This is a genomic window from Lentzea sp. NPDC058450 (genome assembly GCF_042721395.1).
Taxonomy (GTDB): Bacteria; Actinomycetota; Actinomycetes; order Mycobacteriales; family Pseudonocardiaceae; genus Lentzea.
Genome location: NZ_JBHXLO010000028.1, coordinates 34,731 through 49,008, shown reverse-complemented (window position 1 = coordinate 49,008; position 14,278 = coordinate 34,731). Strand labels below are relative to the sequence as shown.

The window sequence follows — 14,278 nt, the reverse complement described above, 5'->3', positions numbered from 1 at the left end:
CCGGAATCGCCCCACATCACCCGGCAGGTGGCGCGGACTACCAGGGGTTAACCCACCTGCCACTGACCGGTCATCGTTCTGACCTGCTGTCATTCGCCAACCCGGCTTCACCCTGGTTCGCATGACGCAGCCGGAACTGCTTGTCAGCACCCCTGTCCAGCAGGACGGGGACGCCCCTCGCTACTCCCTCCTCGTCGCCCGTGACGGCGCGGAAGTCGTCGCCGCGCAGAGACTGCGCTACGAGGTGTTCGCCGGTGAGATGGGGGCGACGCTGCACACCAGCGTGCCCGGCCACGACGTCGACGAGTTCGACGCGCACTGCGACCACCTGGTGGTCCGCGACGACCGCACGGGCGAGATCGTCGGCGGCTACCGGATGCTGCCGCCGGAGCGCGCCAGGGAGGCCGGGCGCCTCTACAGCGACGGCGAGTTCGACCTCACCAATCTGAACGACATCCGCAGCTCCACGGTCGAGACCGGCCGCTCCTGCGTGCACCCCGACCACCGCAACGGCGCCGTCGTCAGCCTCGTGTGGGCCGGCATCGCCCGCTACATGCTGCTGAGCGGCCACAAGTGGCTCGTCGGGTGCGCCTCGATCCCGTTGCAGGACGGTGGCAGCTTCGCCGCCGGTGTGTGGGACACGGTGCACGCCAAGCACTACGCGCCCGAGCAGTACCGCGTCACGCCGCACAACCCGTGGGACGTCGACGCCGTTGCACGGCCGGCGAAGACCGTCGTGCCGCCGCTGCTCAAGGGCTACCTGCGGCTCGGCGCCAAGATCTGCGGACGGCCCGCGCTCGACGCGGACTTCGGCGTCGCCGACCTCTTCATCCTGCTCGGCATGGACCACGTGGACCAGCGCTATCTGAAGTTCTTCCTGGGGGAGACGTCATGAGCCACGCCTGGATGCCCAAGTCGCCGTGTGGTGACGGGTGTGTCGGCCACGCGCCGGGGGAGGTCGGGAAGTTCCGGCAGACCTGGCGCGCGGTCACGGCGGTCACCGCGATCCTGTGCGGCGCGTGGATCGCGCTTGCGTTGCTGTTGCCCAGCAAGCAGCGGGAAAGCGTTGTGCGCCTGTGGTTCCACGCCGTGCTGCGGGCGTTCGGCGTGAGGCTCGAGGTGCACGGCGCGCGGAGGTTCCAGGCGGTGCCGAAGCGCGGGGTGCTGGTCGCGAGCAACCACGTGTCGTGGCTCGACGAGCTCGCGATCGACTCGGTGCAGCCCATCAAGCTCGTCGCCAAGAAGGACATCAAGAGCTGGCCCGTGCTCGGCCCGATCATCACCGCGGCGGGCACGGTCTACCTCGACCGCGAGAAGCTGCGCGAGCTGCCGCGGACGGTCGACGAGCTCGCGGAGACGTTGCGCGGCGGCAGTGCCGTCGGCATCCACGCCGAGGGCACCACGTGGTGCGGGCTCGCGTCCGGCCACTACAAGCCGGCGCTGTTCCAGGCCGCGCTGGACGCCGGCGTGCCGGTGCGGCCGATCGTGCTGCGCTACCGGATCGGCGACCACCTGACGACGCAGCCCGCGTTCATCGGCGGCGACACCCTGGTCGACTCGATCCGCCGGGTGCTGAAGGTCCGCGATCTGGTCGTCGAGGTCCACGTGCTGGACGAGATCGCTCCCGGCCGGGCCGCCACGCGGCGCGAGCTGGCGAAACTTGCCGAAGAGCAATCAAACCGCTTGACCTCGACCGAACTGGAGATTGCACCATCTACAGGTGACTCTCACCGCGCCCGCCTCATCACGCCTCTGGTCGCCTGAACGCCGCTGGCCCACGACGGGCATCCTGCTGCTGGTCACCCTTCTCGCCTTCGAGGCGATGGGGGTCGGCACGGCGATGCCCACCATGGTCCGCGAGCTGCACGGCGAGGCGCTGTACGCGTGGCCGTTCCTCGCGAACCTCGCGGCGAGCGTCATGGCGACGGTCTTCTCCGGACGGCTCTCTGACCGGCACGGACCCAAGCCCGCGGTCCTGATCGGCGTGGTGCTGTTCCTCATCGGGCTCGTGGTCGCGGGCATCGCCGAGACCATGACCGTGCTGCTCGCGGGCCGCGTGTTGCAGGGCTTCGGCGCCGGGTTCCTGATCGTCGCGATCTACGTCGTGATCGCGGTCGCCTACCCCGAGGACACCCGGCCGGCCGTGTTCGGCGCGCTGTCCGCGGCGTGGGTCGTGCCGTCACTGGTGGGGCCGGCGGTCGCGGGCTGGGCGACGGAACACCTCACGTGGCGGCTGGTGTTCCTCGCCATCGTGCCGTTGGTGCTCATCGGCAGCGTGCTGCTCGTTCCGGTGCTCAGGTCGTTGCCTCCGCACGCCGAGACGCCGCCTACGCGCAAGTACCTGCCTCTCGCCGCCGTGGCCGTCGGTCTGGGCGTGGCGGGCCTGAGCTGGTCGTTGCAGCACCGCACGTGGTGGATGCTCGCGGCGTCGTTGCTGCTGCTGGCGCCCGCACTGCGCATCCTGCTGCCGAAGGGCACGCTCATCGCGCGGCGCGGCCTGCCCGTCACGATCCTCGCGCGCGGCCTGCTCGCGGGCACGTTCTTCGCCGTCGAGGGCTTCATCCCGCTGACGCTGACCGTCGTGCACGGCTACTCGCCGCTGGAGGCGGGCGTCCCGCTCACGCTGAGCGCGCTCGGCTGGGCGGGCGCGTCGATGTGGGCGTCCCGGCACCCCGAGATCGAGCGCTACACGCTCGTCCGGGTCGGTTTCCTCTTCACGGCGACGGGCATCGCGGCCGTGACGCTCATCGCACCCACTTGGGGGCCAGCCTTCCTCACACCGGTGCTGTGGGCCGTCGCGGGAGCGGGCATGGGCATGGCGACGTCCAGCGTCGGCGTGCTGATGATGGCCGCATCGCCCGAGGCCGACCGGGGTTTCAACTCCGCGGCGCTGCAGATCTCGGACATGCTCTTCTCGGCGACCATGATCGGACTCGGCGGCGTGCTCGTCCTGGCGACGGCGCCGACCGCGGGCGTGGTGGTGCTCAACCTGGCGATGGCGGCGTTGGCGGTGGTGGGAGCGATTCTGACCGGGCCCCGCATGCGGGCTACCCTTGAGCCCTGATGGCTTATCTCGACCACGCGGCCACGACCCCCATGCACCCGCAGGCGGTCGCGGCCATGACCGAGGCGTTGTCCACCACGGGCAACGCCTCGTCGCTGCACACCTCCGGCAGGCGGGCCCGCCGGGCGGTCGAGGAGGCCCGCGAGAACATCGCCGACGCCCTGGGCGCCCGGCCGTCCGAGGTGCTCTTCACCGGCGGCGGCACGGAGAGCGACAACCTCGCCGTCAAGGGGATCTACTGGGCGAGCGGCCGCCGGCGCGTGCTGGCCTCCGCCGTCGAGCACCACGCCGTGCTGGACGCCGTCGAGTGGCTGGAGCAGCAGGGCGCCGAGGTCACCTGGCTGCCCACCGACCACTTCGGCCGCGTGTCCGCCGCGTCGGTCGAGGAAGCCCTGGACGACGACGTCGCCCTCGTCACCACGATGTGGGCGAACAACGAGGTCGGCACCATCAACCCCGTGCACGACATCGCCGCCGTGTGCGCCGAGCGCGGCGTGCCGTTCCACACGGACGCGGTACAGGCCGTGGGCGCGGTACCCGTGTCCTTCGCCGAGTCGGGCGCTTCGGCGTTGACGATGACGGGCCACAAGGTCGGCGGCCCCTACGGCGTGGGTGTGCTGCTGCTGGCGCGGGACGTGAAGGCCACACCGTTGATGCACGGCGGCGGCCAGGAACGTGACGTGCGCTCCGGCACGCTGGACGTCCCGTCGATCGTGGGTCTGGCGCGCGCGGTGCGGATCTCCGTGGAGGAGCAGGCTTCCCGCGCGGTGGAGATCGCCGCCCTGCGCGACGAGCTGATCGCGTCCGTGCGCGCGGTCGTGCCGGACGTGATCGTGAACGGCGACCCGGTGCACCGCCTGCCCGGCAACGCGCACCTGACGTTCCCGGGCTGCGAGGGCGACAGCCTCCTGATGCTGCTGGACGCGCGCGGCGTCGAGTGCTCGACCGGCTCCGCCTGCACGGCCGGAGTCGCGCAACCGTCGCACGTGCTGCTGGCGATGGGCGTCGAACCGTCACTGGCCCGAGGCTCGCTGAGGTTCTCGCTCGGGCATACGTCGACGCGTGCGGACGTTGACAAGCTGGTGTCGGTCATCGGACCGGTGGTGGAGAGGGCCCGCACGGCGGGTCTGGCAGGTATGAGGCGTTCCCGGAAGGTGGTCAAGCAGTGAAGGTCCTCGCGGCGATGAGCGGTGGTGTCGATTCCGCGGTGGCGGCGGCGCGCGCCGTCGAAGCGGGACACGACGTCACGGGCGTGCACCTCGCGTTGTCGGCCAAGCCCGGCACCCTGCGCACGGGCGCCCGTGGCTGCTGCACGATCGAAGACGCCCACGACGCCCGCCGGGCCGCCGACCTGATGGGCATCCCGTTCTACGTCTGGGACTTCGCCGAGCGCTTCACCGAAGAGGTCGTCGAGGACTTCGTCGCCGAGTACGCGGCGGGCCGCACCCCGAACCCGTGCCTGCGCTGCAACGAGCGCATCAAGTTCGAGGCGTTGCTGGACAAGGCGATCGCGCTCGGTTTCGACGCCGTCTGCACCGGCCACTACGCGCGGCTGGAGATCCTCGACGGCCGTCCCGAGCTGCGTCGGTCCGCCGACCTGGGCAAGGACCAGTCGTACGTGCTGGCGTCGCTGACGGCCGAGCAGCTCTCGCACGCGATGTTCCCGCTGGGCGACACGACGAAGGACGACGTGCGCGTCGAGGCCTCGTCGCGCGGCCTGTCCGTGGCCAAGAAGCCGGACAGCCACGACATCTGCTTCATCCCGGACGGCGACACGCAGAAGTTCCTGGCCGGTCGCATGGAGACCAAGCCGGGCCTGCTGATCGACGACGCCACCGGTGCGGTGCTGGGCCGGCACGCGGGCGTGCACGAGTTCACCGTGGGACAGCGCAAGGGCCTGGGCATCGACGGCCCGGCGCCCGACGGCCGCCCGCGGTACGTGCTGTCGCTGGAGCCGGTGTCCGGCAACGTCCGGGTCGGCGCGGTCGAAAAGCTCGCGGTGACGGGGATTTCCGCTTCCTCGCCGGTCGCTCACGTGGCGATCGAGGGCCCTGTCGAGTGCGTCGCCCAGGTGCGCGCGCACGGCGGCACGGCCCCGGCCGTCGCCGAGCTGGTCGACGGGGTGTTGCAGGTGCAGCTGCGGGAGCCGTTGAAGGGCGTGGCGCCCGGTCAGGCCGTCGCGATCTACCGCGAGGACGCGGCGGGCGACATCGTGCTGGCCAGCGCGACGATCGACGCGACCAGCTAATTCGGTTGTAGGACACCGAAAGCGGATCTAGCGTTCGCTGCGTGACGTTCATTGACACGGAGTTCGACCTCGCCGCGCGGGCTCGCACCGCGTTTCGGTGCTTCGTCAGCCCTGCCGACCGGCGGAAGCTGAACGGTCAGGCCCGTCGCGACGAGATGCCGGTGTGGGTGGTGTCGCCGTTGCGCAGGCTCGGCGCGCGCCGGTTCCGCCGCTCTAGCTGGGACGCCACTCCGAGTTCGCTCCGCACAGGAGCACGCAGGGCAGCTCAGTCGTCACGTCGCCCCTGAGGAACGACGCGAACGCCGCCGCGCCCGCCGGTTCGACCGCGATCCGGAACTCCTCCCAGAGACGGTCGCGGGCGGCGAGGATCTCCTCGTCGGTGACCAGCTTCGAGGAAACGTTGTTGCGCTGGAGGATTTCCAGCGACAACGAGCCCGCGCGGGTGGCGCCCAGGGCGTCGGCGGCGATCGAGTTCACGACGGAGTCCACGGGCTCGCCGGCCGCCAGCGCGTTGTACATGGCGCAGCAGTTCTCGGGTTCCACGGCGACGATGTGCCGGCCGCCGGATGCCAGCGCCGCGCCCGCCACGAGACCGCCTCCGCCCACGGCCACGAAGATCGTGTCGACGTCCGGGGCGTCCTCGACGATCTCCTGCGTGACCGTGGCCTGGCCCTCGATGACGGGCAGGGCGTTGTAGGCCTCGATGTAGGGCAGGTCGAGCTCGCGGGCGGCCGTCGCGGCCTCGGCGTAGGTGGCGCCGTGCCGGATCAGCTTGGCGCCCAACGCTTCGATGCGCCGCGTCTTCGTCTCGGGGGCCGTCACCGGGACGAAGACGGTGGCGTGCGCGCCCAGCAGCTGGGCGGCCTGGGCCACCGCGATGCCGTGGTTGCCGCCGGACGCCGTGACGACCTCGGAGGCGTTCAGCGACAGCAGGGTGTTGACGGCGCCGCGGAGCTTGAAGGAGCCGGTGAGCTGCAGGTGCTCCAGCTTGAGCACGAGCGGGCGGCCGTCCACTGCGACGCGCATGATCGGGGTGCGGCGGACGTACTGCGACAACGTTCTCATGACACCAGCTTCCACAAGAACTGGACGAGAGTCACGATGCCCAGCAGGAAACACACCAGGAAGAACGTGCCGCCCGCCATCACGATCAGGCAGGCGCCCCAGGACGTCTCCTCGTTCGGGGTGGTGTCGAGCTCGTGCTGGATCTCCAGCCGCGCCTCGGAGTAGAGGGCAGCGAGGCGCGTGCGGGCCGTCTCGGTCGGGGCCTCGTCGACGCGGCCCTGCCAGGAGAGCGCGACCAGGCGGGCCTCGGCACGGCGGTAGGCGCGTTCGAACGCCTCCAGCTCGGCCGGGTCGCGGTCCTCCGCGAGGTACGTCCACCGGCCGGCCTGCGCGGGCTGGCCGAGGACCCGGTAGACCTCGCCCAGGCGTTCGCGGAGGTCGAGCCGCCGCGGGTAGGTGCCGACGAGCCCGGCGATGCGTTGACGTGCGCGAAGCACGCTGGCGAGGTCGCCTCGTCGCATCTCCTCGGCCGCTTTGTGGAGCGTCAGCTCTACCGGCATGAAGATTAGTTTTGCAGGTAGGGCTAGCGTTGACCCGTGTTCGGCCTATCGCTGCTGGTCTCCGGCCTCGCCTGGTGGCTGGGTCTGTACCTGCTCGCCCGCGACCCCCGCAAGCCGCTGCTGTGGTGGGCCGGCGCGGGCATGATCGGCTATTCGGCCGCCGTCGTCGTGCCACATCCCGTGGTCATCGGGGTGCCGGCGCTCGCCTGGACGGGTGCGATCGTGTTGCTCGCCCGCCCCGAGTTGATCAGGTGGTGGCTCGCGGCGGTCCTGCCGTTCTTCGCCGCCTCGTTCTTCGTCCCATGGGTCGTATTGCTTCCTTTGGCCACAGTCACGGTCCTAGCCATAAGAAAACGTGCTTACTTTTCACTCGTTGGGGTGATGTTCGGGCTGTCGGCGGGCGCCTTCCTGCTGGGTCTGCTGCCCGACGCCATCACGCTGCCGTCGCTCGGCATCGATGTCGTGGTGTTCGGCGTGCTGGTCGCCGTCACCGACGCCGTGGAGGAGGGCGAGGCGATCCGCGCGGACATGCTGCGTTCGCTGGTGATCGCGGGCTTCACGGCGGTGCTGTTCGGGTCGCAGGTGATCTTCTTCGGCGGTCCGGACCTGCTCGTGTTCACGACCGTGGCGGCCGCGATCGCCGTCCAGGTGCTCGCGAACCCGCTGGCGTCGGTGGTCGACCGCCTCGCCGTGCCGGCCGTCGCCGCCGAACGTGCCTCGTTGCGCGAGGCCGCCGAGTCGTTGCCCAAGCGGCTGCCGCTGGTCACCGAGGACGAGGCGGAGTTCGCCAAGCTCACCCGCAAGGCGTTGAGCCATTACGGCGATCTCGGAAAGCTCGTCGCGAGCCCGTTGATCGCGTTGACCGACGACGGACCGCCGTTGGACCGGGCCGCGCAACTCAAAAGCATGCTGCTCGCGAGCATTCAACGCCTCAAGCCCGTCGACGGCGATTTCGGCACCAGCGACGAATGGCGTTACTACAACGCCGTGTACTTCTACTACGTCAAGGGAATCAGGCCGTACTCGGTCCGGACCAAGCGCGAGGACCTCGACGCCGAGGATCGCCGCGCCCTGCAGTGGTTCGTGACGCAGGTGCCCGAGCGCACCCTCCACAACTGGCAGAACGCCGCCGCACGCCTGGTCGCGGCGGACCTGATGGCAGGAGTTGGCAGCGCATAGCGTGGCTTTGGCAGCGTTCGGGCGGCCACTGTCGGGCCATGTTGAAATTCGCCTTGAAACTCGACGGTGTCGCTTCCTTCGCCCTCGGCCTGTTGACGCTCCTGATCCGCCCGGAAGTCGGAATGCCGGTGGGCTGGCAGATCGGACTCGGCACTTTCTGCGTGGTCTACGGAATCGGCGTGTTCGCGTTGGGAACCCGCGCTGTTCCGGACCGCCGGATCGTTCTCCTGGTCATCATCGGAAACGCGGTGTGGGCGCTCGACAGCGTTCTCACCGCCGAGCTGAAGTGGTTCCCGCTCACCGACGTGGGCGTCGCGCTGGTGCTCGCCCAGGGCCTCGCGGTCCTCGGGTTCGCCGTGCTCCAGTTCGTCGGCCTCAGGCGCGCTGCGTCTGATCCTTCAGGGTCCGCGAACGCCCCCGGAACTCAGCCACGATCTCGGTCCCACGCCTGACCGTGATGTCGTAGATGCCGCTGCGGCCGAACCGGGTCCGTTCCACCGCCTCCGCCACCAGCTCGTCGCCCTCGTGCACGGGCCGGATGAAGTCGATCTCGGCCGTGGCGGCGACGGTGACGGACCCGGCCCTGTTGCAGGCGCAGGCGAACGCCGTGTCCGCGAGCAGGAAGAGGTACCCGCCGTGCGCGATGCCGTGGCCGTTGATCATGTTCTCCGCGACCGTCATCCGCAGCAGCGCGTAGCCGTCGCGCAGCTCGATCGGAGCTATGCCGAGCCCGGTCGAGGCCTTGTCCGCGGCCAACATCTCAGCAGGACCATTCATTCGTGGCAGCGTAATCACCCTGGCGGTGGTGTCACGCAGCGTTCGGGTCGCCTTACTGTCCGAATGCATGATCGTTCAACATCGGAGGTGGTCACGATGGGTGGTTGTTCTTGCTGCGGCGGGTGCACGGGTCCGGGCTGCGGATGCTGCAGCTCCTGCTGAGCGCCTTGATGAAGTGAAGAAGGCCGTTGCGGGGACCTCGGTTCCCGCAACGGCCTTCGTTCGCTAGGCGTCCCGGACGTCCGTTCCGTGCTCCGCGAACGCCTTGAAGTCCTGCATGTGCACCAACGACTGCTTGCGGAACGAGCCGGGCATCAACGCCCCGACCAGCCGCATCATCAGCCCGCTGAACCGGTACTCGCTCTCCTGCTCCCAGTGCGTCGTCTCCGGCCCGGCCTCGGTGAACCGGTCGCGCGTGGCGCTCCACATGCCCTTGCCGACGATCTCGCGCTCGAAGTGCACGACGGTGCCCGCGGGGATGTCGTGCAGGTCCTGCGGGTCGCGCCGGGTGATGGTCTCGGTGGCCTCGAACTCCTGGCCGCCCATGTTCAGCACGACCCGTGACACGGTGCCGACCTCGCCGTGCACACCGCTCGTCGGTTCGTGCACGACCAGACCCCGCAACCACTGGGGCATGGTCGCGGGGTCGGCGATGAGCTGGACGACCTTCTCGCGCGGCAGGGCGATCTCGATCGAGACGGTGTACTTCATGGCCGGACAGACTACTTCGCGTCGTGCCTGATCAGCCGGTGTACGTCTTGAAGAGGTTCGTGAACTCCCAGTTGGCCTGCGAGATCCCGCTGCAGGTCGGCGACACGCCGCCGCCGGGGCAGCCCTTGTCCCTGCCCGCGGACCAGAACGCGACACGACCGACGTGGTTGGCCTTCGCGTAGGCGAGGACCTTGCGTGCGTCGTCCTGCGTCGTCGTCGGGCCCGTGTCGTTGCGTCCGATCATCGGCGTGAGACCCAGCAGCGCCTTCAACTGCGCGTCGGTCTTCGTCGGCCAGATGGCGCGCATCTGCCCGAGGGTGGCGTTGGAGGCGGCGACCATCGCGTCGCCCCAGTTGCCCGTGTAGCCGAAGTTCATCAGCATCGGGTTCACCAGGACGGTGACGCCCTTCGCGGCCGCGTCCTTCAGCACGTCGACCGAGTACGGGTCCATGCCGTAGTCCTGGCCCTGGATGCGCATCGTGTAGCTGACGGTGGTCTTGCGGACGTCCTGGAGCCTCTTCAGCGCCGCGTTGACCGTGGCCTGGGGGATCGTGGCCTCTACGTCCACGTCGATGCTGTTGGAGCCCACGGCGTCGAGCACCTTCACGTAGGCGTTGTACAGCGCGTCGACGGACGTGCAGACGTGTTCGAGGTACGGGCCCATGGCGCCGCCCGTCGCGACGATGACGCTGCCGCCTGCGGCCTTCAACGCCCGTGCGTCGTTCACGATGCGGCTGTCGTTCAACGGCACGGTGCCGCCCCACGCCGGGTCGCAGCCTGCGGAGGAGCCCAGCGCGAACGCGAGCGTGAAGTGCTTCTGGCCGGTCGCGTTGGCCACGTCCATCAGGGACGGCGACGGCATCGTGATGTCGATGTACGGGGCGACGAGCGCGCTACCGGGCGTCGGCGGCACATCGGAACCCGTGGTGGTGGTCGGGCCGCCCGTCGTGGTCGTCGTCGTGGTGGTGGTCGTCGTGGTGCCACCGCCACCGCCGCACGGAACGCCGTTGAGCTTGCAGTTCGTGGGCAACGCGGAGCCGCTCACCAGGAAACCGAAGCTGGTCGACGCGCCCGCGCCGACGTTGCCGTTGTACTCGCGGTTCGTGAACGTGTGGTGGTTGCCGCTGCTGGTCGCCGTGGCGTCCCAGAACGAGCCGAGCGTCGCGCCGACGAGGTCGAACTCCAGCTTCCAGCCGGTCAGCGCGGTCGACCCGGCGCTGATCGTGAACTTGCCCTGGTAGCCGGAGCCCCAGGAGGAGTCCTGGCTGAACGCGGCGGACTCGCCGGCGGCCGAGGCGGTGGGAGCGATGGCGACGAGTCCGGCCACCAGTGCGGTGGCGGCCCCGGCGGCGAAAACGGCAAAGCGAGCCATCAGAAGGTGTCCTTCCGGCAGGGGAGGAAGGGAGTGGTGCAGGACCACGGGGCGCGTCGCGGTCCTGCACCACGTACAGGGAGGCGCCCGCACGTTCAGCGCCTGCTCAATCACGGTAAGTGGCCTAGACCATAGCGTCAATGGGTCTAGACCTCTCTTGTCCGCTGGACAGTGGAACAATTCAGCGGGTGCGTGGAGCAACTGGAATCGGATCGCTGCCCGGAACCGACATCGACGAGGCGGCGCGCGTCGTCGTCGGCGAGCTGCCGGAGCTGCCGCACGTGCCGGAGCTGCCTGGCCGGGGCGTCGGCGCGGACATGATCGGCCGCACCGCCGGCCTGCTCGTCGACCTCGCGATCGAGGTCATCACCTCCGGTTATCGCGTGAACCCGCGCGCCGGCCGTGACCACCGGCGTGCCGTCGACCTGCTGCGCGGCGACCTCGACGCGTTCGACGAGGCGTTGGAACGTGCGGGCGCGCAGCCGGACACGGTCAAGGTGCAGGCCGTCGGGCCGTGGACGCTCATGTCGAACATCGAACTGATGCGCGGCCATCGGGTGCTCACGGACCGCGGGGCCGTCAAGGAGTTCTCCGAGTCGCTCGCCGAGGGCCTGAAGCAGCATGCTGCCGAGGTCGCCAAGCGCACCAGGGCGAAGGTCGTCGTGCAGCTCGACGAACCGGGCCTGCCCGCCGTGCTCCAGGGCCTCCTGCCGACGCCGTCGAAGCTCGGCACCGTGCCTGCGGTGCCGGGGCCGGACGCCCGTGCGGTCCTTGCGACGGTCATCGAGGCGTTGGCCGACCACGAGGTGATGGTGCATTGCTGCGCGCCGCACCCGCCGTTGACGTTGCTGCGCGAGGCGGGCGCGACGGCGATCGCGTTCGACGCGACGTTGATCAAGGGTGCAGAGGCCCTGGACGAGATCGGCGAGACCTGGGAGGCGGGCACGACGCTCGCGCTCGGCCTGGTCCCGAGCCTCGACCCCGGCACGCCGGTGACGTTGAAGGACGTTGGGCAGCGGGCGTTCACCCTGGTCGACCGCCTCGGCTTCCCGCGCTCGATCCTCGCCGAGAAGGCGCTGCCCACTCCGACGTGCGGTCTAGCGGGTGCGACGTCCACTTGGGTCAAACGCGCCCTGTCGCTGACCCGTGACCTCTCCTCGTCGTTTTTGGAGCCGCCCGAGGGCTGGTGATGTCCGGTTTGGGCGGCTAGTCTGCTGCGAACTATTAGGAAACTTTCTTAACCGAAGGCCCATCGCCGGGGCCTGGATCGGGAGTTCCTCACCATGCGCATCAGACGTGCGGCCCTCGTGGCCGCAGTGCTCACCGGCGTGATCGTCACGCCCGCACAGGCCGAAACGGCAGCCGGGCACATCCGGCTGGACCAGATCGGGTTCGGCAACTCCGAGCAGAAGCACGCCTACGTGCTCGGCGGCGCCGCGAACACGAAGTTCTCCGTCGTGGACAGCCGCGGCCGGACCGTGCTCACCGGCAAGACCGGTGCCTCCACGGGGTCGTGGAGCGACAAGTACACCTCGGTGCACCCGATCGACTTCTCCGCGCTGAAGAAGTCGGGCACGTACCGGATCAAGGTCGGGTCCGCGACGTCGACGGAGTTCAAGGTCGACTCGCTGAAGAAGCTGTTCTCGCCGGTCGCGCACAACACCGTCGAGTTCTTCCAGGCGCAGCGCGACGGCGCCGACGTCATCCCGGGCCGCCTCGGCCGCAAGCCCGCGCACCTCACCGACCGCGAGGCCCTGGTCTACGAGGCGCCGGTGTTCGCGGGCGAGGGCGGCGACCAGATCGCGGCGCCGCTGAAGCCCACCGGTGCGAAGGTCGACCTCGAAGGCGGCTGGTTCGACGCCGGTGACTTCGTGAAGTTCACGCACGCCTCGTCGTACTCGACCGCGTCGATGCTGCTGGCGTTGCGCAACAAGCACGACGACGCGCTGTACGACGAGGCCCGGTTCGGCCTCAAGTGGCTCGACAAGGCGTTCGACGAGAAGACCGGCACGCTGTACGCGCAGGTCGGCATCGGCACCGGCTCCGAGGAGTTCGGCTTCGTCGGCGACCACGACGTGTGGCGCCTGCCGGAGGCCGACGACAAGCTGAACGTGAAGCCGGGCGACAGCGAGTACTACATCAAGCACCGCCCGGTGTTCCGCGCGAACGTCGCCGGCGAGAAGATCAGCCCGAACCTGGTCGGCCGCGTGTCGGGCTCGTTCGCGCTGGCCGCGCAGATCGAAGCGCGCAAGAACCCGCGGCTCGCCAAGGCGTACCTGGACAAGGCGGCGCAGCTGTTCGCGCTGGCCAAGACCGAGAACGTCGGCGAGCTCGTGACAGCGTTCCCGCACGCGTACTACCCGGAAGAGTCGTGGACCGACGACCTGGAGTTCGGTGCCACGCAGCTCGCGCTGGCCGCGAAGGCGTTGAACGACAAGCGTTACGGCCAGTTCGCCCGTGCCGCGACGCACTGGGCCAAGGAGTTCCTGGCGACGGCTGACCCCGACACCCTGAACGTCTACAACATCTCCGCACTGGGCCACGCCGACCTCGCGCCGTTGCTGAAGAAGGGCATCCCGGGCGCCGAGGTGACCGAGAAGCAGATCGTCGGTGACATCCAGCGGCAGCTGAAGAAGGGCGCGGACGCCGCCCAGACGTCCCCGTTCCGCACCGCGGCCAACGTCGAGACCTGGGACGTCGGCTCGCGCACGTTCGGGTACATCACCACCGCGGCGCTGTACCAGAAGCTCACCGGCTCGAAGGAGTACCAGACCTTCGGCACGCAGCAGCGCGGCTTCGCCCTCGGCACCAACGCGTGGGGCACGTCCCTGATCGTCGGCGTCGGCGCGAAGTTCCCGGAGTGCCCGCACCACCAGGCCGCGAACCTGTCGGGCTCCCCGAACGGCGGCAAGAAGGTGCTGGTCGGCGCCGTCATCAACGGCCCGAACGACGCCTCGCTGTTCGGCGACCTCGGCGAGATGCCGCCGGGTTCCGTCGACTGCACCAAGCCCTACACGCTGGAGTTCAACTCCGCGAAGTCCGTGTTCGCCGACGACCTGCGCTCGTGGCCGAGCTCCGAACCGGCCATCGACTTCACGGCCACCGGCGTCCTCGGCTTCTCGCTGATCGCCACCTCCTGAGTGGCGCCGGCGCGAGCCCGGGTGTCCAATTCGGACTTGTGCTCAGGCTCGCGCTGGTTCTCGTCCTGCTCATGTCCGGCACGGCGCATGCCTTGCCGTCGAACGTGCTCTGCCGCGTACCCGGCGTGGGGGCCATTCAGCAACCGGCCGAAGGCGCATTCCGACAGGCCAGTGTCACGTGCAAGGGCCGCTTGGCCGCGCTTGCCGAAGTCAAGGGCGTAG

The 14,278-nt window shown here is 69.6% G+C and carries 15 protein-coding genes; 10 read left to right on the top strand and 5 right to left on the bottom strand.

Annotated elements, in window-relative coordinates; all coding sequences use genetic code 11:
- Positions 1–121: 121 nt before the first annotated feature.
- Genes ACFWNN_RS33825 through mnmA form a run of 5 tightly spaced genes read left to right on the top strand, consistent with a single transcriptional unit; the run spans position 122 to position 5,312 of the window.
- The gene (locus tag ACFWNN_RS33825) at positions 122–895 is read left to right on the top strand and encodes a GNAT family N-acetyltransferase (RefSeq protein WP_382444013.1); all 774 of its coding nucleotides are present in this window, start codon (positions 122–124) and stop codon (positions 893–895) included.
- The gene (locus ACFWNN_RS33820) at positions 892–1,764 is read left to right on the top strand and encodes a lysophospholipid acyltransferase family protein (protein ID WP_382444012.1); all 873 of its coding nucleotides are present in this window, start codon (positions 892–894) and stop codon (positions 1,762–1,764) included. Before ACFWNN_RS33825 ends, ACFWNN_RS33820 begins: the two co-directional genes overlap by 4 nt.
- Positions 1,721–3,064, top strand: a complete 1,344-nt coding sequence (locus ACFWNN_RS33815) for an MFS transporter (RefSeq protein ID WP_382444011.1) — start codon at positions 1,721–1,723, stop codon at positions 3,062–3,064. The genes ACFWNN_RS33820 and ACFWNN_RS33815 overlap by 44 nt, the downstream gene beginning before the upstream one ends.
- A complete protein-coding gene (locus tag ACFWNN_RS33810) occupies positions 3,064–4,233 on the top strand; it encodes a cysteine desulfurase family protein (RefSeq protein WP_382444010.1) in 1,170 nt (389 codons plus the stop codon). Before ACFWNN_RS33815 ends, ACFWNN_RS33810 begins: the two co-directional genes overlap by 1 nt.
- Positions 4,230–5,312 (top strand): tRNA 2-thiouridine(34) synthase MnmA, encoded by a 1,083-nt coding sequence (gene mnmA / locus ACFWNN_RS33805; protein WP_382444009.1) that lies wholly within the window; start codon positions 4,230–4,232, stop codon positions 5,310–5,312. Before ACFWNN_RS33810 ends, mnmA begins: the two co-directional genes overlap by 4 nt.
- Positions 5,313–5,525: 213 nt before the next feature.
- On the opposite strand, the gene ACFWNN_RS33800 is transcribed toward mnmA, so the two are convergent.
- Positions 5,526–6,377, bottom strand: coding sequence for a serine/threonine dehydratase (locus ACFWNN_RS33800; RefSeq protein ID WP_382444008.1), 852 nt, complete (start codon positions 6,375–6,377; stop codon positions 5,526–5,528).
- On the bottom strand, positions 6,374–6,877 hold the full coding sequence (locus tag ACFWNN_RS33795) for a DUF6584 family protein (protein ID WP_382444007.1): 504 nt from the start codon (positions 6,875–6,877) through the stop codon (positions 6,374–6,376). The genes ACFWNN_RS33800 and ACFWNN_RS33795 overlap by 4 nt, the downstream gene beginning before the upstream one ends.
- A gap of 36 nt (positions 6,878–6,913) precedes the next feature.
- On the opposite strand from ACFWNN_RS33795, the gene ACFWNN_RS33790 reads away from it, so the two are divergent.
- Both ACFWNN_RS33790 and ACFWNN_RS33785 read left to right on the top strand, forming a co-directional pair.
- The gene (locus ACFWNN_RS33790; protein WP_382444006.1) at positions 6,914–8,056 is read left to right on the top strand and encodes a hypothetical protein; all 1,143 of its coding nucleotides are present in this window, start codon (positions 6,914–6,916) and stop codon (positions 8,054–8,056) included.
- A gap of 38 nt (positions 8,057–8,094) precedes the next feature.
- Positions 8,095–8,508, top strand: a complete 414-nt coding sequence (locus ACFWNN_RS33785; protein WP_382444005.1) for a hypothetical protein — start codon at positions 8,095–8,097, stop codon at positions 8,506–8,508.
- On the opposite strand, the gene paaI is transcribed toward ACFWNN_RS33785, so the two are convergent.
- The 3 genes from paaI to ACFWNN_RS33770 form a co-directional block, all read right to left on the bottom strand.
- A complete protein-coding gene (paaI, locus tag ACFWNN_RS33780) occupies positions 8,432–8,833 on the bottom strand; it encodes a hydroxyphenylacetyl-CoA thioesterase PaaI (protein ID WP_382444004.1) in 402 nt (133 codons plus the stop codon). The genes ACFWNN_RS33785 and paaI overlap by 77 nt on opposite strands.
- Before the next feature lie 225 nt (positions 8,834–9,058).
- On the bottom strand, positions 9,059–9,544 hold the full coding sequence (locus ACFWNN_RS33775) for an SRPBCC family protein (RefSeq protein WP_382444003.1): 486 nt from the start codon (positions 9,542–9,544) through the stop codon (positions 9,059–9,061).
- A gap of 31 nt (positions 9,545–9,575) precedes the next feature.
- Complete coding sequence (locus ACFWNN_RS33770; RefSeq protein ID WP_382444002.1) at positions 9,576–10,916, bottom strand: cellulose binding domain-containing protein; 1,341 nt, start codon at positions 10,914–10,916, stop codon at positions 9,576–9,578.
- A 140-nt stretch (positions 10,917–11,056) separates the two neighbouring features.
- Here ACFWNN_RS33770 and ACFWNN_RS33765 point away from each other — a divergent pair, with 140 nt between their 5' ends.
- The 3 genes from ACFWNN_RS33765 to ACFWNN_RS33755 all read left to right on the top strand — a co-directional run.
- Complete coding sequence (locus tag ACFWNN_RS33765; RefSeq protein ID WP_382444001.1) at positions 11,057–12,106, top strand: methionine synthase; 1,050 nt, start codon at positions 11,057–11,059, stop codon at positions 12,104–12,106.
- 93 nt (positions 12,107–12,199) lie between these two features.
- Positions 12,200–14,056, top strand: coding sequence for a glycoside hydrolase family 9 protein (locus ACFWNN_RS33760; RefSeq protein WP_382444000.1), 1,857 nt, complete (start codon positions 12,200–12,202; stop codon positions 14,054–14,056).
- 38 nt (positions 14,057–14,094) lie between these two features.
- The coding region (locus ACFWNN_RS33755) for a hypothetical protein (protein ID WP_382443999.1) at positions 14,095–14,278 on the top strand (184 nt) is incomplete at its 3' end.